Below are 23,898 nucleotides of genomic sequence, written 5' to 3'. Positions count from 1 at the left end.
ACCTTACTTCAAAGTGGGTACAGATTCGGGGGAAGGTTCAGCCGAGGCATCCGGTTGCAGCCGGTGACGCTTCTCGAAAGGAACCGACCCTCATGACCATCCTCGTCACCGCCGCCTCGGGCCAGCTCGGCCGCCTCGTCGTCGACGCGCTGCTCGACCGCGGCGTCGCCCCCGCCGACATCGTCGCGACCGCCCGCGACACGGCGAAGCTCGCCGACCTCGCCGAGCGCGGCGTGCACACCGCTCGCCTCGACTACTCGGAGCCCGCCTCGATCGCGGCGGCGCTCGACGGCGTCGACCGGGTGCTGCTCGTCTCCGGTTCGGAGTTCGGCGAGCGCGCCGCCCAGCACCAGAACGTGATCGACGCGGCCAAGGCCGCGGGCGTCGCGAAGCTCGTCTACACGAGCGCACCGCAGGCCGCGACCGCCGACTTCGTGCTCGCGCCCGAGCACCGCGCCACCGAGGAGGCGATCGCCGCCTCGGGCATCCCCGCGGTCATCGCCCGCGACAACTGGTACACCGAGAACTACGCGGCGGATGTCTCGCGCGCGGCCGACACGAGTGTCATCGCCGCTTCCGTGGCCGACGGGAAGGTCGCGAGCGCGACCCGCGCCGACCTCGCCGAGGGCCTCGCCGTGCTGCTGACGAGCGACGACCACGTCGGCCAGGTGCTCGAGCTCGCCGGCGAGACGGCGTGGAGCTACGACGAGCTCGCCGCCGCGGCGTCCGAGGTGCTCGGTCGCGAGGTGCGGTACCAGCAGCTCACGACCGAGGAGCACGTGGCCGCGCTCGAGTCGGCCGGACTCGACGCGGGCACCGCGGGGTTCGTCGCGGGCATCGACGACGGAATCCGCCGCGGCGTGCTCGACGTGCCGAACGACGCGCTCGCCCGCCTCATCGGCCGGCCGACGACCTCGCTCGTCGACGGGCTGCGCGCGGCGCTTGCCGCGTAGCGATCAGCGCACGACGTCGTAGACGGCCTTGACGATGCCGTTCGAGTAGGCCGCGTGCTCGGTGAGCTCGAGCTTCGTCGTGAGGCCCGGGTCGTCGCCGAACAGGCGCTTGCCGCTGCCGAGCAGCACCGGGAACACCAGCAGGTGGTACCGGTCGACCAGCCCGGCGGCGGCGAGCCCCTGCGCGAGGGTCGCCGAGCCGTGCACGATGATCGGCGCGCCATCGCCCTCCTTCAGGCGGGCGACGTCGTCGAGCGAGCGCAGCAGGTTCGTCTCGTGCCACTCGGGTACGAGGTCGGCCTCGTCGAGCGTCGTCGACACGACGTACTTCGGCATCGCGTTGTACTCGGCGAAGTCGTCCTCCATCGACGGCCACACGGGCGCGAACTCCTGGTAGCTCACCCGGCCGAGCAGCAGGGCTCCGGCTTCGAGTTGCTCGGTGCCCTTGAGCTCGTACGCCTCCTCGACGAACGGCACCTCCTTGAAGGTCCAGCCGGCGCGAGGGTGGTCGCCGCCGCCGGGCGAGTCGACGACGCCGTCGAGGCTGATGAACTCGGTCACGATGATGGGGCGCATTGGCCTGTCCTTCCGATTCAGGTGGCGGCGAAGCATCCGCCTTCATTCTGGACGTCGAACGGGCCGCGCCGATATCGACAGATCACGGAAGAAGCCCACCGCAGGTCACGCGGCGTCACAGCACGACTGCGCCGAATACGCTCGAAGGATGACTCGACTTCGGCCCGTGCTCGCGGCCCTGCCCCTGCTCGTGCTCGCCCTGGCCGCCTGTTCCTCGCCGTCCGGCTCCACCGGCGAGGGCGCCGAGCCCACCGCTGCCGCCACGGCGGAAGCCACCGCCGACGCCGCGACCGTGCTCGAGGAGTGCACGGGCGTCGCCGTCATCGTCGACTCGGCCGACCTCGAGCTGAGCGAACCGATCGACGTCGCCGCGTGCGTCGACACCGACGAGCCGATTCTCGCCGCCGACGCGCTCGACGAGGCCGGCGTCGCGACCGAGGGCACCGTCGAATGGGGCGACCAGGTCGTCTGCCGCGTGAACGGCGAGCCCGCGGAGGACACGCTCATCACGGCCGCCGACGGCACCGAGTATCACGAGACCTGCGCCTCGATGCCCGCGGCGTTCGCGTACTGGTCGCTCTGGCAGCGCAGCGGCGGCGGCGAATGGGGTTACGCGCAGGAGGGCCTGCCGACGCTCGAGCTGGCGCCGGGCGACGCGGTCGAGCTGCTCTTCACGCTCAACGACCAGCCGGCCTCGCCCGCCGAGTAGGCGGCCCGTGCCTCCGCTGGCCGGGCGGCGCCGACGCGTATCGAGACCACGATGCCAGCCAGCCCTTGACCGCGCACCAGCGACCTGATGCACTGACCCCGATGTTCCGGTTCCGACCAGCTCCGCTCCGCCTTGCGCTCGTGCTCGCGGCGGTGTTCGCCGCGACCCGGGTCGTGTACCGCGTGCTGTTCGCGGGCGCCGGCGGGCCCGGCGTCGTGCTGGTCGACCTGCCGGTCGTGCGGCTCGCTCCCCCGTTCGAGCATGTCGCGATGTTCGGACCGATCACGACGGGCGGGCTGTGGGCCGCGTTCGTGAGTGCCCTGCCGATCGCGCTCGTGATTCTCGCGTTCGGCGTCGTCAACGGGTGCGTCGACGTCTCGCGGGTGTTCGCGCGGGCAGCTCGCGGAGGTCCCCTCGCCGGATCGGCTCGCGCGCTCGTCATCGCGTGGTCGACGTTCCCCGCGCTCGCCGACGCCGTGCGCCGGGTTCGGCTCGCCCGACGGCTCCGCGGCGAACGCGGCGCCGGCGCGCTCATCGTGCCCGTTCTCGAGCACACGATCGAACGCTCGATCGCGATCGCCGCCGCGATGGAGGTGCGCGGCTTCGCCGCGACCCATCGCGTCGAGGGCGACTGCGCCCGCCCCGTCGAGGTGACCGGCGCCGTGCTCGGCCACGGCGAGGGCGACGACCGCGAGCGCGCGGACCACTGGTCGCTCGCCGTGCCCGAACTGCGGCTCGAGCCCGGCACCCTCGCCGTGCTCGCCGGCCCGACCGGTTCGGGCAAGTCGACCCTGCTCGACACCCTGAGCGGCGTGCACACGCACGTCGACGGCGGTCGGGCGTCGGGCGTGCTCCGCGTCGGCGGCGTCGACCGCCTCGCCGTGCCGGCCCGCGACACGGCCGGGTTCGTCGGGGTGGTCGCACAGGACCCGCGGCTCGGATTCACGAGCGAGACCGTCGACGACGAGGTCGGCTTCGCGCTGACCGTGCGCGGCGTCGCACCCGTCATCGTCGCGTCCCGCGTCGCCGAGGTATTGACGCGCATCGGCGCCGAGCATCTCGCGGGACGCGAGCTGCGCAGCCTCTCGGCGGGCGAGGCGACGCTCGTCGCGATCGGCGCCGCGATCGTCGAGCAACCCCTGCTGCTGCTCGTCGACGAACCGCTCGCCGACCTCGACCCCGAGGCCCGCGCCCGCATCACCGGACTGCTCGGACGCATCGCGCACGAGGCGGGCGTCTGCGTGCTCGTCGCCGAGCATCGGGCGGCCGAGTTCGAGGCGGTCGCCGATCGGTGGTTCGAGATCTCGGAGGGCGCGGTCGTCGAGGCATCGAGCGCTCCCGACGCGACCGAGGGCCAGCGGGCCGCCTCGTCTGGAGACGCCCGTGCGTCGCTTCCCGGCCGACGGGCCGGCGTTGGACTGCGCGTCGCCGGCATCACCGTGCGACACGGCGATCAGGTCGCGGTCGACGACGTCTCATTCGACGCGGCGCCCGGCGAGATCGTGGCGCTCGGCGGACCGAACGGGGCCGGCAAGTCGAGCCTCTTCACCGCGATCGCGCTCGGCACCGAACCGGGCACGGTGCGCACGGGCGACGAGGATGCCTCGGGCCAGGATGCCGCGGGCCACCGCCCCTCCCGGTCGTCACGGCGTCGCATCGCCCTCGTGCCCGACCGCTCCGACGACCTGCTCTTCACCGACACCGTCGAGGCCGAGTGCCGCCGCGCCGACCGCACCGGACGCCGACCGCGCGGCACGACGTGGGCACTGTTCACCGAGCTGCTCGGGCACCCGACCCATCGGGATGAGCTCGCGGCGCGGCATCCGCGCGACCTCTCGGCCGGCCAACGGCGGCTGCTCGTGATCGCCGTGCAGGCGGCGGGCGAGGCATCCGCGCTGCTCGTCGACGAGCCGACCCGCGGACTCGACCCGTCGGCGCAGACCGCGCTCGCGCGGGCCCTTCGGCTCGTCGCCGATCGGGGGCGAACCGTCGTCATCGCGACCCATGACCGCGGCTTCGCCGCGCGCGTCGCCGACCGCGCGCTCACGATGCGCGAGGGGCGCCTCGAGGAGCGGCGAACTCCTGCCGCGCCCGCACCCGCGGGAGGTGCGGCATGAGTACGCTCGCCGCTCCCCCGGCGCCGGTCGTCGCACGGCGGCGACGGCTTCCGTCGTGGTCGTCGATGCTCCTCGTCGGCGGCAGCGTCGTCGCAGCGGCCGCGTTCGCCTGGCCCCTCATCGCCCCCGCGCTGCCGACCGACGCCCAGTCGGCGGCGCCCTGGGCGGCGCTCGCACTCGCGCCACTCGTCGCGATCGTCGCGGTGCTCGCGATCGACGGCGGATTCCGCTCGGCGAAGACGCTCGCGCTGCTCGGCACGCTCACCGCGGTCGCCGCCGCCGTGCGCGTCGCCGGCACGGGGGTCGGCGGAGTCGAGGCGGTGTTCGTGCTGCTGATCCTCGCCGGGCGGGTGTTCGGGGCGCGGTTCGGGTTCCTCCTCGGGGTGCTCGCGATCGCCCTGTCGTCGACGATGACGGGCGGATTCGGGCCGTGGACCCCCTTCCAGATGTTCGCGTGCGCGTGGGTCGGGGCGGGAGCAGGGCTGCTGCCGCGGGCGCGCGGGCGGCTCGGCGAGATCGTGCTGCTGTCGGTGTACGGGGTGCTCGCCTCGTACGCGTTCGGGCTCGTCATGAACCTGTGGTTCTGGCCGTTCGCGATCGGCGGCGGCACCGGCATCTCGTACGAATCGGGCGCCCCGCTCGCACAGAACCTCGCGTCGTTCTGGCTGTACTCGCTGACGACCTCGACGCTCACGTGGGACACGCTGCGCGCCGTCACGACCGTCGTCGGGCTCGCCGTGTTCGGCCCGGCCGCGCTCGCGGCGCTGCGTCGGGTGCGGCTGTCGCGCTGAGCGGAGTGATCGGTCGCCTCCGGGGCGCGCGGCCTGCAGCGCAGGGAGCGAGCATCACCGGAGGGGATGGTGTGGATTTGTGGACTTGTCGACAACCCACATGTGGATCTGTGGACTTGTCGACACCCCACGTGTGGAATTGTGGACTTGTCGACAACCCCGCCGGAAGGACCCACTCCCCGAGGTATCCGCCACCCCGAGCCGGCGCACCACACCCCCGACGGGTGGCCGGAATTCGAGACGGTCGCTGCGCCTCCTCCTCGACCCGCTCGACGCGTCAGACGGAGAAGTACTTCGCCTCGGGGTGGTGGAACACGAAGGCGTCGGTCGACTGCTCGGGGTGCAGCTGCAGCTCCTCGCTGAGCTCCACGCCCATCCGCTCGGGGCGCAGCAGCTCGACGAGCTTGCGGCGGTCCTCCATATCGGGGCAGGCGGGGTAGCCGAGCGAGAACCGCGCGCCGCGGTACTCGAGCTTGAAGAGCCCGGCCGTGTCGGTCGGGTCCTCACCCGCGAAGCCGAGCTCCGACCTGATTCGCGCGTGCCAGAACTCGGCGAGCGCCTCGGTGAGCTGCATGACGAGGCCGTTCACCTCGTAGTAGTCGCGGTACTTGTTCTCGGCGAACAGCTTCGCGGTGAACTCGTCGATCTTCGCGCCCGCGGTCACGAGCTGCACGGGCAGCACGTCGACCTGCCCCGACTCGCGCGAGCGCACGAAGTCGGCGAGGCACAGGTGCCGGTCGCGACGCTGCCGCGGGAAGTGGAAACGGAGGCGGTCGGTGCCGAGCGCCTCATCTGAACCGCCGTCGGGGGCGAGCAGCCCGGGCACGCCGAGCACGCCCGTGGGGTCGTCGGCGTGGTGCAGCACGACGACGTCGTCGCCCTCCGACACCACCGGGAAGAAGCCGTACGCCACCGAGGCATCCAGGAGCCCCTCGGAGAGGATGCGGTCGAGCCAGTACCGCAGGCGCGGCCGGCCCTCGCGCTCGACGAGTTCCTCGTAGGACGCGCCGTCGGCACCCCGACCCGGCTTCAGCCCCCACTGGCCCATGAACGTCGCCCGCTCGTCGAGGAACGCCGCGTAGTCGGCGAGCGCGATGCCGCGCACGATGCGGGTTCCCCAGAACGGCGGGGCCGGAACGGGGTTGTCGGTCGCGACATCCGACCGCGCCGGCATCTCGTCGGGTTCGGTGAGCGTCAGGCGAGACCCCGACGCGTGGATGCGCTTCTTGAGGGGCGGCAGGCCCACTTCGTCGGGCGAGGCCCCGCGGGCGATCCTCACGAGCGGCTCCATGAGCGCGAGCCCCTCGAACGCGTCGCGCGCGTAGCGCACCTGCCCGTCGAAGATCCCGGCGAGGTCGTCCTCGACGTAGGTGCGCGTGAGCGCGGCGCCGCCGAGGATGACGGGCCAGCGCTTCGCGAGGCCGCGGTGGTTCAGCTCCTCGAGGTTCTCCTTCATGACGACCGTCGACTTCACGAGCAGGCCCGACATGCCGATGACGTCGGCGTCGTGCTCTTCTGCGGCCCTGATGATGTCGGCGATCGGCTGCTTGATGCCGAGGTTGATCACGTCGTAGCCGTTGTTCGTCAGGATGATGTCGACGAGGTTCTTGCCGATGTCGTGCACGTCGCCGCGCACCGTCGCGAGCACGATGCGGCCCTTGCCGGAGGCATCCGACTTCTCCATGTGCGGTTCGAGCAGGGCGACCGCGTTCTTCATGACCTCGGCCGACTGCAGCACGAACGGCAGCTGCATCTCGCCCGCACCGAACCGCTCGCCGACGATCTTCATGCCCTCGAGCAGGTGGTCGTTGATGATGCCGAGCGCGGTCATGCCCGAGTCGAGCGCGAGCGACAGGTCGGCGTCGAGTCCCTTGCCCTCGCCGTCGATGATGCGCCGCTCGAGGCGCTCGCCGACGGGCAGCGCCGCGAGCTCGGCGGCGCGCTGGTCGCGCAGCGCCGCGGTGTCGACCCCGGCGAACAGGTCGAGCATACGGGCGAGCGGGTCGTAGGTGGCGTTGCCGTCGGCGTCGAACTCCCGGCGGTCCCAGACGAGGTCGAGGGCGACCTCGCGCTGCTCGTCGGAGAGCGATGCGAGCGGCACGATCTTGGCCGCGTCGATGATGCCCGAGCTGAGCCCCGCCTCGACGGCCTCGTGCAGGAACACCGAGTTGAGCACGCTGCGTGCCGCCGGGTTGAGCCCGAACGACACGTTCGAGACGCCGAGCGTCGTGTTGATGCCGGGGTACTTCGCGTTGATGCGACGGATCGCCTCGATCGTCTCGATCGCGTCGCGCCGGGTCTCCTCCTGGCCGGTCGCGATCGGGAACGTGAGCGCGTCGACGATGATGTCCTCGACGCGCATGCCCCACGTGCCGGTGAGCTCGTCGACGAGGCGCGAGGCGATCGCGACCTTGCCGTCGGCGGTGCGGGCCTGGCCCTCCTCGTCGATCGTGAGCGCGACGACCGCCGTGCCGTGCTCCTTCACGAGCGGCATGATGCGGCCGAAGCGACTCGTCGCGGCATCCCCGTCTTCGTAGTTGACCGAGTTGACGACGGGGCGCCCGCCGATGAGCTCGAGACCGGCGCGGATCACCTCGGGCTCGGTCGAGTCGACGACGAGCGGCAGCGTCGACGCGCTCGCGAAGCGCGAGACCACCTCGCGGATGTCGGCGACGCCGTCGCGCCCCACGTAGTCGACGCACACGTCGAGCAGGTGGGCGCCGACGCGGGTCTGCGACTTGGCGATCTCGACGCAGTCGTCCCAGCGACCCTCGAGCATCGCCTCGCGGAACGCCTTCGACCCGTTCGCGTTCGTGCGCTCGCCGATCGCGAGGTACGACGCGTCCTGCTGGAACGGCACGTGCTGGTAGAGGGAGGCCACGCCGGGCTCCGCCTGGACGGCCGGTCGAGTGGCGCCCGATGCTGGCGCACGCGTATCGAGACCCGACGCCGCCCCGACGGGCCGCAGCCGCTCGACGACCGCCGCGAGGTGGTCGGGCGTCGTGCCGCAGCAGCCGCCGACGAGGGCGAGCCCGAACTCCTCGACGAACTGCGCGTGCGCGGTCGCGAGCTCGGCGGGCGTGAGCGGGTAGTGCGCGCCGTTCGCGCCAAGCACGGGCAGGCCCGCGTTCGGCATGCACGCGACCGGCACCCGCGACTGCTTCGACAGATGCCGCAGGTGCTCGCTCATCTCGTCGGGTCCGGTGGCGCAGTTGAGGCCGATCGCGTCGACGCCGAGCGGCTCGAGCGCCGTGAGGGCGGCGCCGATCTCGGAGCCCATGAGCATGGTCCCCGTGGTCTCGACGGTCACCTCGACGAAGATCGGCAACCGGATGCCGCGGCGGACGATCGCCAGCTTGCAGGCGTTGACCGCGGCTTTCGTCTGCAGCAGGTCCTGGCTCGTCTCGATGAGGAACGCGTCGGCCCCGCCCGCGATGAGCCCCTCGGCCTGCAGCGCGAACGTCTGCTTGAGGTGGTCGTAGGTCGTGTGGCCGAGGCTCGGCAGCTTCGTGCCGGGCCCCATTGAGCCCAGCACCCAGCGCATGCGGCCGTCGTCTGCCTCGGACGCCTCGACCCGCGCCCGCGCGATGCGGGCACCGGCCTCGGCGAGCTCGAAGATGCGCTCGTCGATGCCGTAGTCCGAGAGGTTCGACCAGTTCGCCCCGAAGGTGTTCGTCTCGACCGCGTCGATGCCGACCGCGAGGTACGCGTCGTGGATGCCGCCGATCACGTCGGGGCGGGTGACGTTGAGCACCTCGTTGCAGCCCTCGTGCCCCTCGAAGTCGACCTCGATCGACAGGTCGTGCTGCTGCAGCATCGTGCCCATCGCGCCGTCGGCGATGACGACGCGGGTCGCGAGCGCCTCGAGCAGGGCCTCGGCGCGGGCGGTCCTCGGCACCGGGTCGATGTCGAGGTCGAATCTGGGCGCGCCGGAGGTGCTGGGGGTCACATCGCGAGTGTAGTCACGCGGGTCCCGTGCCGCCCGGCCCGTTACGCGGGAGGACGCGCGGAGCTGCCCGCGCCCGTCGGCGCCGGGCGGCGCGGCGGGGCGGGGCGGCGCGGGGTGGCGCGGCGGGGCGGGGTGGCGCGCGGCTCGGCTGGAGCCGCCGAGCGTTCCCGTTCGCGCCGGGCGTTCCCGTCCGAACGGCAACGATCGACGGGAACGGCAACGCTCGTCGCGCCGACCACAGCGGGTGCGGGTCCCGAATGACCCGCGCCCGCCGTGCGTGGGCGACCGCGTCAGCGCGAGAGCGTCAGCTCGACCGTCGCGCCCGGCTTCGCCGTGATGCGCAGGGTCTGCTTCTTGCGGTCGTAGTGCGCCGTGCCGCCGCTGATCTCGACGTCGGGACGCTGCGCGTATGCGGCGCTCGGCACCCACACCTCGCTCGGACCGGCGCCCGCCGTGTAGCTCAGCGAGTAGTCGCCGGTCGCGGCGTCGAAGTGCTCGGCGCCGGGAACGCCGGCGATCGCCCGGGCGTACGGTCCGAACGCGGGCTCGTTGCCGGGCGCGGCCCCGCCCGCGGCATCCATCGCGCAGTACCCGCCGTGGTCGCTCCGGCAGAAGTACCACATCGACCATCCGGTCGCGAACCGTTCCATCGACGCCACCTGCGCGGCCACGAGGGCGGCGTTGCCGGGCGTGCGCGAGTTCGGCACGCCCCACTCGCCCACGATCAGCGGCATGCCGTTGGCGGCCGGGTAGGCCGAGATCGCCGCCTCGTAGTTCACCACGAAGTCGTCGCCGACCCAGTCGCCGCCCTCTTCGACCCCGGTGTTGTAGAAGTGCGGGGCGTAGCCGATGCGCGGGGCACCGTCGCGCGGGTCGTCGAACGAGCGCAGCTGGGTGGGCACGCCGTAACCGACCAGCACGGTCGGCTCGACGAAGATCCACGAGTCGTCGTCGACACTGCGGATCGCGGGGATCAGCCGGTCGTACATGTCGCTGATCTTCGTCGACTCGATGCGGGCCGATGCGGTGACCCAGTCTTCGTCTTCGTAGAACTCGCCGAACGGCTCGTTGAAGAGGTCGTATCCGAGCAGGCTCTCGTGGTCGCCGAAACGGCCGGCCACCTCGACCCACAACTGCTGCTGAGCCGCTCGCAGATCGGCGTCGTCGTAGAGATGCGTGAAGGCGCGCATGACCGCGGGCTGGAAGTAGTTGTTGAACCAGTTGTCGGGGTCGTCCACGAACGGCAGCCCGTCGGTGCGGGTCGTCCACTCGGGAGCACCCGAGGCCCCGAACGTGGGCCCGTAGACGTCCTGGTGCATGTCGATCATGACGTGCACGCCCTCGCGGTCGGCCGCGTCGAGCACCGCGTCGACGTAGTCGAAGTACGAGTCGTCGTACTGGCCCTGTTCGGGTTCGAAGTACTGCCACTGCACGACGAGCCGCAGGAAGTCGAAGCCCTGGTCGGCCATCGCGGCGACATCCTCGGCAGTCACGCGGTCGCTCGGGTACTTTCCGGCGTTGAAGCCGCGCAGCTGCAGGGCTCGGCCCTGCTCGTCGGCGATGAACGTACGGCCGTCGGGGGTCGTGATCGTGCCGCGATCACGGTCGGCGGTCGCGGCGACCGCGAGGGCGGATCGCGAGGTCGCGCTCATCGGCTGGGCGTTCGCCGATTCGGATGTCGCGGCCGAGGCGGCCGTCGGAACGGCGAGGCTCGCGGTGAGCGCCAGCGCGAGTGCGGCGCCGGCTCGATGCAGGGTCGAAGTCACTTCGGGGGTACTCCTTGCGCGTCGTTGCGGGTCGGGATGCGAGGAGCCTACGGCGAAGTGGGTCAATTGTCCAAGTACTGCGGTCCCGAGCGTGCGGACGGGCCCTGCGAACCGGATCGCGGGGTACGTCGAGCAGGACGTTCGGCGTCATCGGGGGACACCGTCGGCACCGGGCGGTAACAACATCGAAACGACCGTTCCACCCGTCCGGAGTGCGTGTTAGCGTGCTCGCACCGTGCCCGGCGATCCCGGGCATTCCCACGAAGGAGTGCAAGTGAAACGACGCACCATGCTCGCCGTCACCGCGGCGAGCGCGACGATGATGACGGGGCTCGCGTTCGGCCCCGCCGCAATGGCCGCCCCACCGGCCGCCGACCCGGGCACGTCGCCGTCGGCCGCCCAGCGACTCGACAACCGCCCGGGCCCCCTCACGAAGTCCCAGAGCGAGCAGCGCAAGCTCGCGCAGCAGCTCGTGCGCCAGGGCAAGGCCACGCCGAACGACGACGGCGTCGTCGCGCTCGGCGCCGACAAGTTCGCCGAGACCGCCGTGACCGGCACCGGCCGGGTCTTCACGATCCTGTCCGAGTTCGGCGACCAGGGCAGTGGCAAGCTCGGCACGGTGCCGGGTCCGCTGCACAACGAGATCCCCCAGCCCGACCGCAGCGTGAACAACAGCACGCACTGGATGGCGGACTTCAACAAGGCCAGCTACGAAGACCTGTTCTTCGGCGAGGGCGAGTCGTTCGCCGACTTCTACTCGAAGCAGTCGAACGGCAACTACACCGTCGACGGCGAGGTGAGCGACTGGGTGCAGGTGCCCGGCAACGCCTCGACCTACGGCGACAACTCGGTCGAGGACTACGGCGGCGCCTGGCAGTTCATCGAGGACACGGGCAACGCCTGGTACGACGAGCAGGTCGCCGCGGGCAAGACCGAGGCCGAGATCAAGGCCGAGCTCGCCTCGTTCGACGTGTGGGACCGCTACGACGCCGACGGCGACGGCAACTTCGACGAGCCCGACGGCTACCTCGACCACTTCCAGGCCGTGCACGCCGGCGAGGGCGAAGACGCCGGCGGCGGCGCGCAGGGCGAAGACGCCATCTGGTCGCACCGCTGGTACGTGAACTCGACCGACTACGGCACGACCGGCCCCGAGGGCGCCAAGTTCGGCGGCTCGCAGATCGGCGACACCGGCTTCTGGATCGGCGACTACACCGTCGAGGCCGAGAACGGCGGCCTGGGCGTGTTCGCGCACGAATACGCGCACGACCTCGGCCTTCCCGACTTCTACGACACCAACGGCGGCGAGAACTCGACCGCCTTCTGGACCCTCATGTCGAGCGGCTCGTGGCTCAACCACGGCGGCGAGGACATCGGCACCACGCCGAACTACATGGGCCCGTGGGAGAAGATGCAGCTCGGCTGGCTCGACTACGCGGTCGTGAACAAGGGCGAGTTGGGCTCGTACACGCTGAGCCCCGCCGCGCTCCAGACCGACGGCCAGGAGCAGGCGCTCGTCATCGACCTGCCCGACGAGGAGATCGAGCAGACGTACACGACGCCGTACTCCGGCGCGAACGCCTGGTGGACCTCGAGTGCCGACGACCTCAACACGACCCTCACCCGCACGCTCGACCTGAGCAAGGTGAAGTCGGCGACGGTCACGGCGAAGGCCTGGTACGACATCGAGGCCGGCTACGACTACTTCTACGCCGAGTACTCGACCGACGGCGGCGCGAGCTGGCTGCCGGCCGGCAAGTCGCTCAGCGACACCTCGAACGGCAAGTGGACGACGCTGCGGTACTCGGTGCCCGGCGGCTCGGCCGACACGCAGTTCCGGTTCCGCTACCAGTCCGACGGCGGCGTGCACCTCGCCGGCGCGTTCCTCGACGACATCGTCGTGAAGTCGGGCGGCACGACGCTGCTGACCGACGACGTCGAGGGCGGCGCGAACGGCTGGACGGCCGCGGGCGGCTTCACGATCAGCGACGGCACCGCGACCTCGACGGGCGACCGGTACTACCTGGCCGAGAACCGCACCTACGTCGGCTACGACGCGACGCTCCAGAACGGTCCGTACCAGTTCTCGGAGGGCATCACGCGGCCCGACTGGGTCGAGCACTTCGCCTTCCAGGAGGGGCTGCTGATCTGGGCGGTCAACGAGGCCTACACCGACAACAACACGATCGACCACCCGGGCGACGGCCTCGCGCTGCCCGTCGACGCGCGTTCGGCGAAGTTCACCTACCCCGACGGCACCGCGCCGAGCAACCGGCGCCAGCCGTTCGACGCGACCTTCGGCCTGAAGGACTTCACCGACGTGGTGCTCCACAAGCAGGTCGTGGTCGGCAAGGGCAAGAACCAGACGGTCGAGTCCGTCGGGGCCGCGGCCCCGGGCGAGGCCCAGGACGCGACGTTCGACGACTCGGACGTGAACGCGTTCAACGACCCGTCGAACCCGCTCGGCGGCGTCAAGGTCGCCGGCGAGGGCGTCACGGTCACCGTCACCTCGCAGGTCACGGGCGGCACCATGGGGGTCACCGTGAACTACCCCGCGAACTAGCCTCGGCTGCTCGCACGAACGGGCCCGTCTCCGCGAGGAGGCGGGCCCGTTCCCGTTCGCGCACGTTGCGACGCGGATGTCGCCGCCCACGCCGATCGCGTCGGTCCCGCGGATCGCCGCGTCGCGGATCTACGCTCTCCCTGAGCCGACGCGAAGGGAGCCGCCGATGGCCGAGCCCGTGTACCCGCCGCCGCCGTCGGAGTCGATCAACACGATCGAGCAGATGCGCGATGCGGTGTTCTTCGACGAGCCGGGTCGGGTGCGCCGTATCCAGCGCTTCTGGATCCTGCTCGTGCTGTCGTCGGCGATCGCCGCGAGCGGAGTGATCGGCGACTCGACCGCAACCGTCATCGGCGCCATGATCGTCGCGCCGATGATGCTGCCCATCCAGGGCACGATGCTCGCGACCGTGCTCGGCGAGCGGGCGAACTTCGTGCGATCGCTCGTCACGATGATCGCGGGCGCCCTCGCGGCGATCGCGATCGGCTACCTGTGCGGCCTGCTCGTCGTCGTGCCCCAGACCGCGGCGACGAACGCGCAGATCGCCGAGCGGGCGACGCCCGACCTCATGAGCCTGTTCGGCGCGCTCGCGACGGGCGCGGTCGCCTCGATCGCCCTCGTGCGCAAGGACATCTCCGACACGCTGCCCGGCGTGGCCATCGCGATCTCGCTCGTGCCGCCGCTCGTCGTGGTCGGCGTCGCCGCCGAGTCGGGCGACTACGCCGCGTCGATCGGGTCGCTGCTGCTGTTCGTCGCGAATGTCGCGGCCATCCTCGGCACCGGCGTCGTGGTGATGGCGCTCTACCACGTGCAGCGCTGGGGTGCGATGGCGGTCGCCGCCGGGGCCCCGCGCATCGCGACCGGGTCGATGGCGCTCACGCCCCTGAGTCGCCGGCGCTCGCACATCGCGATCGCGGTCATGCTCGTGCTCGTCGCGATTCCGCTCACGCTCTCGACCTATCGCACCGTGACGACGACCACGCAGGCGTCGAACGTCGACGCGGCGGCGAACTCATGGGCCGACGACGAGGACCTCGAGGTCGTCGAGATCGCGACCGAGTCGCCCGGCTACGTGGTACGCGTGACCGGCGGCGACGCGATGCCCGATGTCGCACCGCTGCAGAAGTCGCTCGATGCTGCCGGCGTCGACCCCTCGACCGTCGCGGTCGAATGGGTGCCGACCACGCGGGTCGACCTCGGTGGTTGATGGCCTCGGACGACCGCAGATGACCGGGGCGGGCCGGCGAGCGCGCGCCCGAGTGCGGTCGGGACCGTTCAGCGTTGCCGCAGCCAGTCGCCGAGGAGAGCGCGGAACGCCTCGGGCTGCTCGACCCACGGGTAGTGGCCGCACGCATCGAGGAATCGCAGGTCGGCGCCGATCGCGTCGGCGTAGGCCTCGACGGTGCGCACGCCGACGAGGATGTCCTCGTCGCCCGCGATCACGAGCGCGGGGCGGGACGGTGCGGCGCGAACGAGCTCGGCGGCGTCGGCGGGGATGTCGGCGAAGTACGCGTCGAGCGAGGCGAGCGACCATTCGCCGACGGCGGCATGCCGCTGCTCGCGCTCGGTCCAGCGGGCGTAGCCGGCGGGCCCCTCGAGTTCGCGAGCCCGCTCGAACTCGGCCTGGTCGCGCGGCTCGGGCCCGGTCAGCGAGTCGAGCGCCCGATCGACGAGCGGATCGTGCCGCCGGCGTGCGAGCTCGACGCTGTCGCGCGGCGCATCGGTGAACCACGCCGCGGCCGGGGTGACGAGGGCGAGGCTCCGCACCCGCTCCGGCGTTCGCGCCCAGGCGGCGAGCGCCAGTCGGGTGCCCGCCGAGTGGGCCACGACGTCGACGGCCTCGAGGCCGAGGTGGTCGGCGAGGTCGACGAGATCGTCGGCGTCGGTCCACCAGCCGCGCGACAGCCCGCCGGTCGTCGGGGTTCCGCGCGGGTGCAGCACGGCGAGCGGTCGCCCCGCGAGATCGGCGGCGCCGGCCAGGTCCTCGAGGTAGTCGACCCCGCGGCACGGTCCGCCGGGAACGACGATGGCCGCGGCATCCCCGTTCGTCTGACCGATGACGTGAAAGGCGATGCCGGTGCCGTCGCGCGCGGTGAAGGTCTGCACCCGCCCGACGATACCGGTCCCGCACGAGGTGCGGGCTCGGGGCATCACATGCCGGCACCGCCGATCGGGGGCCCCGGGTCCTCGGCCTCGCGCTCGAGCCTGCGCTCGCGGTTCAGCCGATCGAGCTCGGACCGCTCGACGGACCCGGCGTCAGCGGGCGGGGCACGCCGTACGCGAGCCGCACGCACCACCATGACGATCATCAGGAGCACGGAGACCCCGACGGCCGCCCAGATCAACGCGTCCACGACGAACCTCCGCTCGAGCGGTCGGGTCGAGCCGAACGTACGCCGCGGCGCGTCCCCGCCGCAAGCGCGGCAGGACGACCGGAACGCGAACGGGCCCGCCTCCGGAGAGGCGGGCCCGTTTCTGCGGCGCGGGGCAGGGGTGCGCCGCAGTTCCGCGCACCGTGCGGCGGCGGGGTCTGCGGTGATCTAGCCGGCGAGCAGCGTGAGCGAGTCGATCACGCGGTTCGAGAAGCCCCACTCGTTGTCGTACCAGGCGACGACCTTGATGTGGCGGCCGTCGACGCGGGTGAGCTCGGCGTCGAAGATCGACGAGTGCGGGTTGCCGACGATGTCGCTCGACACGAGCGCCTCGTCGGAGTACTCGAGCACGCCCTTGAGCGGGCCCTCCGAGGCGGCGGCCTTGTAGGCGGCGAGCACCTCGTCGAGGGTGACGTCCTTCGAGACGGTCGTGTTGAGCTCGACGATCGATCCGACCGGCACGGGCACGCGCATCGAGTCGCCGTTGAGCTTGCCGTCGAGCTTCGGCAGCACGAGGCCGATCGCCTTCGCGGCACCGGTCGAGCTCGGCACGATGTTGACGGCGGCGGCGCGAGCGCGGCGGGGGTCGGAGTGCGGGGCGTCCTGCAGGTTCTGGTCCTGCGTGTACGCGTGGATCGTCGTCATGAAGCCGTGCTCGATGCCGGCGAGGTCGTCGAGCACCTTCGCGAGCGGGGCGAGCGCGTTGGTGGTGCACGACGCGTTCGAGACGATGGTGTGCAGTTCGGCGTCGTACGCCTCGGTGTTCACGCCGTAGGCGAGGGTGACGTCGGCGCCCTTCGACGGGGCCGACACGAGCACCTTCTTCGCGCCGGCGTCGAGGTGGGCGCGGGCGGCGGTCGCGTCGGTGAAGCGCCCGGTCGACTCGAGCACGACGTCGACGCCGAGCTCGCCCCACGGCAGCTTCGCGGGGTCGCGCTCTGCGAGCACCTTGACGCGACGGCCGTCGATCACGAGCACATCGCCGTCGACCTCGACGGGGTAGCCGAAGCGGCCCGCCGTGCTGTCGTACTTCAGCAGGCGCGCGAGGGCCGCGGGGTCGGTGAGGTCGTTGACGGCGACGAGCTCGAGGTCGGCGCCGCGCTCGACGAGGGCGCGCACGACGTTGCGGCCGATGCGTCCGAAACCGTTGATGGCGATGCGGGTGGTCATGCGGGGATGGGTCCTTTCAGTCCGCGATACCCCCACTCTGCGGTGCGGATGCCTCGGGCGGGAGTGGCACGCAAGACAGTGCTCGTAAGGATCTCGCCAACCCGGCCGTGCTCTCCCCGATAGCCTGAACCCCATGCCCTACGCCCCGCTCGCCGATGCCCGCGACACCGACCGTCTCAGCCTGCGCCTGTGGGACGAGTGGGACGCCGACGGCTACCGCCTGCTCGTGTGCGAGCGCGAGGAGGCGCGCGCCGAGCGAGAGGGCGACCGGGTCGACGAGGGTCGTCTGCTGAGCCTCGACGAGGCACGCGCCGAGGTCACCGGCGCCCGCGAGAACGCGCCCCGTCGCGGCATCCATTGCCTGACACTGCGGTTGCGCGGCAGCGACGAGTTCCTCGGCTACTGCGGACTGGTCGTCGGCCGCTCGACGATCGACGAGCCCGAGCTCGCCTACGAGCTGCTCCGCAGTGCGCACGGGCACGGCTACGCGACCGAAGCGGCGGCCGCCGTCGTCGACGCGGCCCGCGAGACCGGCCGCGACCGGCTCTGGTCGACGGTGCGCGCGTGGAACACGCCGTCGTTCCGGGTGCTCGACAAGCTCGGGTTCCGGCGCGACCACTCGACGGCCGACGAGCTCGGCGAGATCGTGTGGAGCGTGCTCGACCTGTAGCCGCCCCGGCTACTCGCCGCGTGCGAAGGTCTGCCGGTAGTCGCTCGGCGAGGTACCGAGGATGCGCTTGAAGTGCAGGCGCAGGTTCGCCCCGGTGCCGAGACCGGCACGCGCCGCGATCTGCTCGACGCCGAGGTCGCTGCGCTCGAGCAGTTCGCGCGCCATGTCGACCCGGGCGCGCAGCACCCACTGCATGGGCGTGTAGCCGGTGTCCTCGACGAATCGGCGCGAGAAGGTGCGCGGCGACACGTTCGCATGCCGGGCGAGGTCGCCGAGCGCGAGCGGTTCGTCGAGCCGGCGCAGCGCCCACTCGCGCGTCGCCGCGAACACCGGGCCGAGCTCGGGCGGCAGGCTGCGCGGCACGTACTGCGCCTGGCCGCCCGACCGGTAGGGGGCGGCGACGAGCCGCCGGGCGGCGTGGTTCGCGACGCCGACGCCGTGGTCTCGCCGCACGAGGTGCAGGCACAGGTCGAGTCCGCTCGCGGCACCGGCTGAGGTGAGCACCTGTCCCTCGTCGACGAACAGCACGTTCGCATCGACGTTCACGAGCGGATGCCTCGTGGCGAGCGCCCGCGTGTAGTGCCAGTGCGTCGTCGCGCGGCGGCCGTCGAGCAGCCCGGTCGCGGCGAGCGCGAACGCGCCCGTCGAGATCGCGGCGAGCCGGGCGCCGCGCCCATGGGCGGCGCGCAGCGCATCGACGACCGCGGCCGGCGGGTCGTCGCGATCGGGGTGCCGGTAGCCGGGGATGAAGACGGTCTCGGCCCACTCGAGGGCCTCGAGGCCGTCGGCCACATGGTACGAGAGTCCGTCGCCGCCGGTCACGAGCCCCGGCGCGGCTCCGCACACCCGCACCTCGTACGGCATGCTCGCGCGGGTCGAGAACACCTGGGCGGGGATGCCGACGTCGAGCGGCTTCGCACCCTCGAGCACGAGCACGGCGACGCGGTGAGGACGACGGGTCATGCGGCAAGAATGCCATGCAGCGCAAGCCTCATGCCAACCCGCGACGGGCTGCGCCCGGTCGTCCGCGCCGCGACGATCGGGCCATAGGGTGAACGGACCCTGCACTGCTCCAGCCGATCCGAACGATCACCGAGGTGCCGATGAGCGAGTCACGAACGATCCAGCCCGAGTCCGACGACCTCGAGACGGGTGCCCGGCGGATGCGGCCCTGGCAACTGCTCCTCGTCGGCATGGGAGCGGCCCTGCTCGGACTGCTGCCGTGGCTGCTCACCGGCATGCGACTGCCGCTGCAGAATCTCTGGGCGACCGACACCCTGCCGGATGACATGCCGCTCGTGCTGCTGCCCTTCAGCCAGTACTCCCTGTCGACGATCGCCTCGCTCCTCGTCGTCGGGGCGGCGGCCGGCGGACTCGCCGGGCGCATCCTCCGCGCTCGCACACCCGCACGCGGGTTCGCACTGCTGTTCTTCGGCGTGCTGCTGGTCGACGTCGTCGCGGTCGCGCAGAGCGCCGCGACGGTCGGCCCTGGCCTTCGCGAGGACACCTGGTCGGCCGTCTACCTCGCCGGCGTGCTGACGGTCGCGGTGCTCGCCGTCGGCATCGGCGCATCGGTGCTCTGGCTCATCGGCCGGGCTCCGCAGGCCGGCGCGGTGGTCGGCATCGCGATCGCCGCGGTCCTGCTGCCGGGATGGCTGCACCTGCTCATGGCGCCGCGCGGCCCGGCCTTCGCCGGCGAACCCGAGTGGCTCTGGACGGCGGTGCAGTGGGTGCCGTCCGTGCTCATCGGCCTCGCGATCGCGTGGGCGGGCGTCCGCACCGCCGGGCGGATCATCGCGGCGATCGCCGCCCTCGCCCTGCTGTGGCTCGCGCCGGCCCTGATCACCGCGGCGTCGGCGGCACTCGGCAGCCGGGTGCTCGCGCGCGTACCCGGCGAGATGCTCGACTACGGTGCGGGTGTGTTCCGCCTGGCCGCGACCGACCCGGACCTCGTCGTGAAGCCGATCGTCGTGGCCGTCGTGGTCGCCGCGGTCGGACTCGTCGTCCGCGCACTGCTCGCCCGCCGCACCGCCGCCCGCGCGGGCACCGGCGGCGAGGCGTCCGGGGCCTGATGCCGCATCCCGACCCGCGCGACGGTCAGAGCAGTCCGCGCCGGGCGAGGCCGCGATAGAGCTCGTCGATGCCGAAGGTCCACGGCGCGACCGTCTCGCTGTGGCGCACCCTGTTGATGAGGGCGCCGAGCCTGGGCTCGCGGATCGTCACGACGTCATCGAGCCGGTGCGTGAACCCGTGCCCGGCCTCGTCGCGATCCTGGATCGGCGCGAACAGGGTGCCGAGGTAGAGCACGAACCCGTCGGGGTACCGATGATGGGCGCCGACCGTCTGTGCGACGAGATCGGCGGGATCGCGACTGATGCGCTCGAGCGGGCTCGTCGCCTCGAGCCGGAACCCGTCGGCACCGTCGACCTCGAGGGTCACGACCGCGCGCCGCACGTCGTCGAGGCCGTAGCCGTCGTCGAAGAGCCGGATGAACGGGCCGACCGCGGCCGAGGCGTTGTTGTCCTTCGCCTTGCCGAGGAGCAGCGCCGAGCGGCCCTCGACGTCGCGCAGGTTCACATCGTTGCCGAGCGTCGCCCCGACGATGCGCCCATCGGAGGCGACGACGAGCACGAGCTCGGGCTCGGGGTTGCTCCACGCCGACGTCGACAGCACGCCCACGTCGGCACCCGACCCGACGGTCGAGAGCACCGGTGCCTTCGTGAAGACCTCGGCGTCGGGGCCGATGCCGACCTCCAGGTACTGGCTCCAGAGGCCCTGCTCGATGAGCAGCTCCTTGAGGGCGGCCGCCTCGGGCGAACCGGGCACGAGGTCGTCGAGCGTACCGCCGATGACGGCGAGCACCTCGTCGCGCACGTCGGCCGCCGACTCGGCTGCGCCCAGGGCGCGCTCCTCGATGATGCGCTCGATCATCGACACCGGGAAGGTGACGCCGGCCGCCTTCACGACGTGCAGGTCGATCGGCGAGAGCAGCCACGGCCGGCCGGGGGCGCGCACGTCGTCGGGCGTGTTCGCCACGATCTCGGCGAGCGTGCCGAGCACGGGTCCGTCGGCAGCGGCGAGTGCGGCGGCCGGGTCGGGCAGCTCGGTGAGCGCGCGCATGGTCGCGAAGTGCATGCTGACGTCGACGACGCCCGCCTCGCGGATCGCCACGACGCTCGGCCCGCCGACGGCGGGATCGAAGACGCGGCCGGCGAGCGTGCCGGCCGTGCCGTCGACCGGCAGCATCGCGGCGGCGTCGGCGGTGGGGTTCGGCTCCTGGCTCACGGACTCGAGCATCGCAGGATCGGCGGCCGCGCGCATCAACACCGGCGGCGGCGCGCCCCTACGATCGGAGCATGACCGACCCGAACGGCCCCTGGTGGACCGGCGACGACGATCTCGGCGGCATCGGCCTCGCCCGCTTCTTCGCTTGGACGGGCCTCCTCCTCGGCGCCGGTGCGCTCGTCATCGCGCTGTTCGCCCCGCTCGAGGGCGATGCGCTGCGCACGGTGTGGATCGTGGGGTTCGGGTGCGCCGCGATCTGGGTCGCCGCGATGGCGATGCCGCGCTACCGGCGCGCAGGGGTGCGCACCTCCTGGACGGTGCGCGCGGCCTTCGCGCTCGGCGCACTCGCCGTCGTCGTCGCCTGCTACGCGTTCGTCGTGATCTGGCTCGCCTCGACGGGCATCGAGCTGCCCGCTCCGCCGTACTGGTTCGCGCCCGAGCGGGCGCCGGTCGGGGTGATCGAGGCCTCGTCGGTCGCGTAGGGAGCGGAGCGACCGGTTTCGAGGCCGCACCGTCGGCCAGGGCCGCGGCCGCGTTCTCGATGCGCGCTTGGCGCTACTCGACCGACCCGACGGAGTCGAGCGCCGCGAGCACGCGCGGCACCGAGCCGCCGAGGTTCCACTCGTCGGCGAGGCGCTCGAGCGCTGCACGACGGTCGCCCGCGACCGGCCGCAGGTGCGCGTCGACCTCGGGCAGGTCGAGGTCGCGCACGACCTCGACGACCTTCGGCGCGACGGCGAGGTAGTCGGCGGCCGCGACGAGCTTCGTGCGCACGCCGGCCGACATCTTCGCCGAGGCGTCCCCGGCGGCCTCGATGATGCCGTCGAGGTCGACGAACTGCTGGATGAGCCCCGCCGCGGTCTTCTCGCCCACGCCGGCGACGCCCGGCAGGCCGTCGGAGTTGTCGCCCCGCAGCGTCGCGAAGTCGGCATACTGCTCGGGCAGCACGCCGTACTTGCCGACGACGACCGCGTCGGTGACGATTTCGAGCTTCGACATGCCGCGCGCCGTGTTGATCACGCGAACGGATGCCTCGTCGTCGACGAGCTGGAACAGGTCGCGGTCGCCCGTCACGATGTCGACGGGCCGCCCGGCGCCGGTGGCGAGCGTGCCGATCACGTCGTCGGCCTCGTGCTCGGCTGCGCCGACGATCGGCACGCCGATGAGCCCGAGCACCTCGCGGATGAGCGGGATCTGCTTGACGAGCCCGGGCGGGGTCTCCTCCACGTCGACGCCGCCCGGCACCGCGCGCTCGACCCGGTGCGCCTTGTAGGTCGGGATGAGCGCGACGCGCCAGCCCGGCCGCCAGTCGTCGTCCCAGCAGGCGATGAGCTCGGTCGCCTCGAAGTCGACGGTGAGCCGGGCGATCATGTCGAGGAGCCCCCGCACCGCGTTCACCGGGGTGCCGTCGGCGCGCTTGATCGAGTCGGGCACTCCGTAGAAGGCGCGGAAGTAGAGGGAGGCGGTGTCGAGGAGCATCAGTCGGTCGGCCACACCGCCGATCATGGCACGGACCTCCCCCGCGGGCGACCACGCGGGTCGAGGAGGCGCTCAATGGGGAGAATGGAGCGCATGGGCATCACCGCCACGCTGCGCGCCTCGAAGCGCCCGCCCCTGCTGCAGGTCGCGAAGGCGTCGGTCGCGACGATCGCGGCCTGGCTCGTCGCCGGCTGGCTCATCCCCGGGCAGCTCCCCGTGTTCGCCGCGATCGCGGCGCTGCTCGTCGTGCAGCCGAGCGTGAACCAGTCGTTCGGCAAGGCCGTCGAGCGTTCGGTCGGCGTCATCCTCGGCGTGCTCATCGCGACGGCGATCTCGTTGACCGTCGGGCAGAACAGCTGGATCATCCTCGTCGCGATCGTCGTCGCGATGCTCGTCGCGTGGGCGCTCAAGATGACGCCGGGCACCTCCAACCAGGTCGCGATCAGCGCGATGCTCGTGCTCGCGCTCGGCTCGTCGTCGCCCGAGTACGCGCTCGACCGGGTGATCGAGACGCTCATCGGCGCGGCGATCGGCATCGTCGTGAACGCGGCCGTCGTGCCGCCGGTCGCGGTCGCCCCCGCCCGCCGCGACCTCGCACTGCTCGGGGGCGAGCTCGCGGCATCCCTCGAGCGCCTCGCGCACGCCCTCGAGACGCCGCAGTCCGCACCCCAGCTGCAGCAGCTGATGCTCGAGGCCCGTCTCATGCGACCGATGCGGGATGCCGCGGACGCATCGATCTCGGCGGGCGAGGAATCGCTGACCTTCAACCCGCGGCGCTCGGCGCACCGCACCGACCTCGCCGAGATGCGGGCGCTCATCGAGCGGTTGAGTCCGATCGTCACGCAGGTCATCGGCATGACACGGGCGACGTTCGACCACTACGACCCGTCGCTCGCCGATGAGCCGACGGTGCAGGCGATCGCCGAGCAGCTGCGCCGCGCCGCGCACGACGTACGGCTCGCCGTGCACCTCGCCGACGTCGACCCCGAGCCGATGACGTCGGCGATCCCCGCGCTCACGGCGCCGCTCGTGGTCTCGCCGCCGCGCTCGGGCCACTGGATCCTGATCGGGTCGCTCATGGAGGACCTGCGGCGCATCCGCGGCGAGCTGCTCGAGGAGTAGCTCAGCCGTGCGCGGCCGACTGCCCGGCGAAGACGTTGAGCACGATGACGCCCGCGATGATGAGCCCGATGCCGAGGAGCTTCGGCACGGTGAGGCTCTCGCCGAGGAAGAGCACGCCGATCGCCACGATCGCGGCCGTGCCGACGCCCGACCAGATCGCGAAGACGACGCCGATCTCGAGCTCGCGCACCGCCTGCGCGAGCATGGCGAACGAGACGCCGTAGCCGGCGAGCACGGCGACCGTCCACCAGAGCTTCGTGAACCCCTCGGTCTTGCCGATGAAGCTCGTCGCCGCGACCTCGAAGCCGATCGCGAGCGCCAGGTAGACCCATGCCATGCAGCCATGCTCGCATGCGGCCGGGGCGCGCCCCTATCG

Annotated in this window: 20 protein-coding genes; 10 read left to right on the top strand and 10 right to left on the bottom strand. The window is 72.0% G+C overall.

Features of this window, described 5'->3' with window-relative positions:
- Nucleotides 1–92: 92 nt before the first annotated feature.
- Entirely contained in the window at nucleotides 93–953 is an 861-nt protein-coding gene (locus LR269_RS05975; protein ID WP_231429854.1) for an SDR family oxidoreductase, read from the top strand.
- 3 nt (nucleotides 954–956) lie between these two features.
- Here LR269_RS05975 and LR269_RS05970 read toward each other — a convergent pair whose 3' ends face one another.
- On the bottom strand, nucleotides 957–1,529 hold the full coding sequence (locus LR269_RS05970) for a dihydrofolate reductase family protein (RefSeq protein WP_231429853.1): 573 nt from the start codon (nucleotides 1,527–1,529) through the stop codon (nucleotides 957–959).
- Between the two features lie 148 nt (nucleotides 1,530–1,677).
- Here LR269_RS05970 and LR269_RS05965 point away from each other — a divergent pair, with 148 nt between their 5' ends.
- From LR269_RS05965 to LR269_RS05955, 3 genes are all read left to right on the top strand, one after another.
- Nucleotides 1,678–2,238, top strand: coding sequence for a hypothetical protein (locus LR269_RS05965; RefSeq protein WP_231429852.1), 561 nt, complete (start codon nucleotides 1,678–1,680; stop codon nucleotides 2,236–2,238).
- Between the two features lie 101 nt (nucleotides 2,239–2,339).
- The gene (locus tag LR269_RS05960; RefSeq protein ID WP_231429851.1) at nucleotides 2,340–4,355 is read left to right on the top strand and encodes an ATP-binding cassette domain-containing protein; all 2,016 of its coding nucleotides are present in this window, start codon (nucleotides 2,340–2,342) and stop codon (nucleotides 4,353–4,355) included.
- Entirely contained in the window at nucleotides 4,352–5,146 is a 795-nt protein-coding gene (locus LR269_RS05955) for an ECF transporter S component (protein ID WP_231429850.1), read from the top strand. The genes LR269_RS05960 and LR269_RS05955 overlap by 4 nt, the downstream gene beginning before the upstream one ends.
- Nucleotides 5,147–5,423: 277 nt before the next feature.
- Here LR269_RS05955 and metH read toward each other — a convergent pair whose 3' ends face one another.
- Nucleotides 5,424–9,095 carry a methionine synthase gene (metH, locus tag LR269_RS05950; RefSeq protein ID WP_231429849.1) on the bottom strand — a complete coding sequence of 1,224 codons (3,672 nt, stop codon included), beginning with the start codon at nucleotides 9,093–9,095 and terminating at the stop codon, nucleotides 5,424–5,426.
- A 290-nt stretch (nucleotides 9,096–9,385) separates the two neighbouring features.
- Nucleotides 9,386–10,861: a cellulase family glycosylhydrolase gene (locus LR269_RS05945; protein ID WP_231429848.1), complete on the bottom strand. Its 1,476-nt coding sequence runs from the start codon at nucleotides 10,859–10,861 to the stop codon at nucleotides 9,386–9,388.
- A 274-nt stretch (nucleotides 10,862–11,135) separates the two neighbouring features.
- Here LR269_RS05945 and LR269_RS05940 point away from each other — a divergent pair, with 274 nt between their 5' ends.
- Both LR269_RS05940 and LR269_RS05935 read left to right on the top strand, forming a co-directional pair.
- A complete protein-coding gene (locus tag LR269_RS05940) occupies nucleotides 11,136–13,424 on the top strand; it encodes an immune inhibitor A domain-containing protein (protein WP_231429847.1) in 2,289 nt (762 codons plus the stop codon).
- 166 nt (nucleotides 13,425–13,590) lie between these two features.
- Nucleotides 13,591–14,631, top strand: coding sequence for a DUF389 domain-containing protein (locus tag LR269_RS05935; RefSeq protein ID WP_231429846.1), 1,041 nt, complete (start codon nucleotides 13,591–13,593; stop codon nucleotides 14,629–14,631).
- A gap of 68 nt (nucleotides 14,632–14,699) precedes the next feature.
- Here the strand turns inward: LR269_RS05935 and LR269_RS05930 are convergent, their stop codons facing one another.
- The 3 genes from LR269_RS05930 to gap form a co-directional block, all read right to left on the bottom strand.
- Nucleotides 14,700–15,530 carry an alpha/beta fold hydrolase gene (locus tag LR269_RS05930; protein ID WP_231429845.1) on the bottom strand — a complete coding sequence of 277 codons (831 nt, stop codon included), beginning with the start codon at nucleotides 15,528–15,530 and terminating at the stop codon, nucleotides 14,700–14,702.
- A 44-nt stretch (nucleotides 15,531–15,574) separates the two neighbouring features.
- Entirely contained in the window at nucleotides 15,575–15,778 is a 204-nt protein-coding gene (locus LR269_RS05925) for a hypothetical protein (RefSeq protein WP_231429844.1), read from the bottom strand.
- Nucleotides 15,779–15,964: 186 nt separating this feature from the next.
- Complete coding sequence (gene gap, locus LR269_RS05920; RefSeq protein WP_231429843.1) at nucleotides 15,965–16,966, bottom strand: type I glyceraldehyde-3-phosphate dehydrogenase; 1,002 nt, start codon at nucleotides 16,964–16,966, stop codon at nucleotides 15,965–15,967.
- A 133-nt stretch (nucleotides 16,967–17,099) separates the two neighbouring features.
- On the opposite strand from gap, the gene LR269_RS05915 reads away from it, so the two are divergent.
- Nucleotides 17,100–17,636 carry a GNAT family N-acetyltransferase gene (locus LR269_RS05915; protein WP_231429842.1) on the top strand — a complete coding sequence of 179 codons (537 nt, stop codon included), beginning with the start codon at nucleotides 17,100–17,102 and terminating at the stop codon, nucleotides 17,634–17,636.
- A 9-nt stretch (nucleotides 17,637–17,645) separates the two neighbouring features.
- Here LR269_RS05915 and LR269_RS05910 read toward each other — a convergent pair whose 3' ends face one another.
- Nucleotides 17,646–18,599, bottom strand: coding sequence for a GlxA family transcriptional regulator (locus LR269_RS05910; RefSeq protein ID WP_231429841.1), 954 nt, complete (start codon nucleotides 18,597–18,599; stop codon nucleotides 17,646–17,648).
- 140 nt (nucleotides 18,600–18,739) lie between these two features.
- Between LR269_RS05910 and LR269_RS05905 the strand changes: the two genes are divergently transcribed.
- Nucleotides 18,740–19,708, top strand: a complete 969-nt coding sequence (locus tag LR269_RS05905; protein WP_231429840.1) for a hypothetical protein — start codon at nucleotides 18,740–18,742, stop codon at nucleotides 19,706–19,708.
- Between the two features lie 25 nt (nucleotides 19,709–19,733).
- Here LR269_RS05905 and LR269_RS05900 read toward each other — a convergent pair whose 3' ends face one another.
- The gene (locus tag LR269_RS05900; RefSeq protein ID WP_231429839.1) at nucleotides 19,734–20,933 is read right to left on the bottom strand and encodes a fumarylacetoacetate hydrolase family protein; all 1,200 of its coding nucleotides are present in this window, start codon (nucleotides 20,931–20,933) and stop codon (nucleotides 19,734–19,736) included.
- A gap of 59 nt (nucleotides 20,934–20,992) precedes the next feature.
- Here LR269_RS05900 and LR269_RS05895 point away from each other — a divergent pair, with 59 nt between their 5' ends.
- Nucleotides 20,993–21,403 (top strand): hypothetical protein, encoded by a 411-nt coding sequence (locus LR269_RS05895; RefSeq protein ID WP_231429838.1) that lies wholly within the window; start codon nucleotides 20,993–20,995, stop codon nucleotides 21,401–21,403.
- Between the two features lie 73 nt (nucleotides 21,404–21,476).
- Here LR269_RS05895 and LR269_RS05890 read toward each other — a convergent pair whose 3' ends face one another.
- On the bottom strand, nucleotides 21,477–22,415 hold the full coding sequence (locus LR269_RS05890) for a 5'-3' exonuclease (RefSeq protein WP_231429837.1): 939 nt from the start codon (nucleotides 22,413–22,415) through the stop codon (nucleotides 21,477–21,479).
- Nucleotides 22,416–22,493: 78 nt separating this feature from the next.
- Between LR269_RS05890 and LR269_RS05885 the strand changes: the two genes are divergently transcribed.
- On the top strand, nucleotides 22,494–23,522 hold the full coding sequence (locus LR269_RS05885) for an aromatic acid exporter family protein (protein WP_231429836.1): 1,029 nt from the start codon (nucleotides 22,494–22,496) through the stop codon (nucleotides 23,520–23,522).
- Nucleotide 23,523: 1 nt separating this feature from the next.
- On the opposite strand, the gene LR269_RS05880 is transcribed toward LR269_RS05885, so the two are convergent.
- Nucleotides 23,524–23,859, bottom strand: coding sequence for a multidrug efflux SMR transporter (locus tag LR269_RS05880; RefSeq protein WP_231429835.1), 336 nt, complete (start codon nucleotides 23,857–23,859; stop codon nucleotides 23,524–23,526).
- Between the last annotated feature and the right edge of the window lie 39 nt (nucleotides 23,860–23,898).

It is taken from the genome of Agromyces sp. S2-1-8 (assembly GCF_021129215.1).
Taxonomy (GTDB): Bacteria; Actinomycetota; Actinomycetes; order Actinomycetales; family Microbacteriaceae; genus Agromyces; species Agromyces chromiiresistens.
Note: the sequence above shows the minus strand (reverse complement) of the source record. Positions and strands in the feature narration are given on the sequence as shown.

What these genes read in the sequence shown, in the direction of transcription:
- LR269_RS05895 (WP_231429838.1), top strand. Translation starts at nt 20,993, where the DNA reads ATGACCGACCCGAACGGCCCCTGGTGGACCGGCGACGACGATCTCGGC.
- LR269_RS05885 (WP_231429836.1), top strand. Translation starts at nt 22,494, where the DNA reads ATGGGCATCACCGCCACGCTGCGCGCCTCGAAGCGCCCGCCCCTGCTG.
- LR269_RS05900 (WP_231429839.1), bottom strand. Translation starts at nt 20,933, where the DNA reads ATGCTCGAGTCCGTGAGCCAGGAGCCGAACCCCACCGCCGACGCCGCC.
- LR269_RS05955 (WP_231429850.1), top strand. Translation starts at nt 4,352, where the DNA reads ATGAGTACGCTCGCCGCTCCCCCGGCGCCGGTCGTCGCACGGCGGCGA.
- LR269_RS05910 (WP_231429841.1), bottom strand. Translation starts at nt 18,599, where the DNA reads ATGACCCGTCGTCCTCACCGCGTCGCCGTGCTCGTGCTCGAGGGTGCG.
- LR269_RS05965 (WP_231429852.1), top strand. Translation starts at nt 1,678, where the DNA reads ATGACTCGACTTCGGCCCGTGCTCGCGGCCCTGCCCCTGCTCGTGCTC.
- LR269_RS05970 (WP_231429853.1), bottom strand. Translation starts at nt 1,529, where the DNA reads ATGCGCCCCATCATCGTGACCGAGTTCATCAGCCTCGACGGCGTCGTC.
- LR269_RS05960 (WP_231429851.1), top strand. Translation starts at nt 2,340, where the DNA reads ATGTTCCGGTTCCGACCAGCTCCGCTCCGCCTTGCGCTCGTGCTCGCG.
- LR269_RS05880 (WP_231429835.1), bottom strand. Translation starts at nt 23,859, where the DNA reads ATGGCATGGGTCTACCTGGCGCTCGCGATCGGCTTCGAGGTCGCGGCG.
- LR269_RS05905 (WP_231429840.1), top strand. Translation starts at nt 18,740, where the DNA reads ATGAGCGAGTCACGAACGATCCAGCCCGAGTCCGACGACCTCGAGACG.
- LR269_RS05935 (WP_231429846.1), top strand. Translation starts at nt 13,591, where the DNA reads ATGGCCGAGCCCGTGTACCCGCCGCCGCCGTCGGAGTCGATCAACACG.
- LR269_RS05975 (WP_231429854.1), top strand. Translation starts at nt 93, where the DNA reads ATGACCATCCTCGTCACCGCCGCCTCGGGCCAGCTCGGCCGCCTCGTC.
- gap (WP_231429843.1), bottom strand. Translation starts at nt 16,966, where the DNA reads ATGACCACCCGCATCGCCATCAACGGTTTCGGACGCATCGGCCGCAAC.
- LR269_RS05915 (WP_231429842.1), top strand. Translation starts at nt 17,100, where the DNA reads ATGCCCTACGCCCCGCTCGCCGATGCCCGCGACACCGACCGTCTCAGC.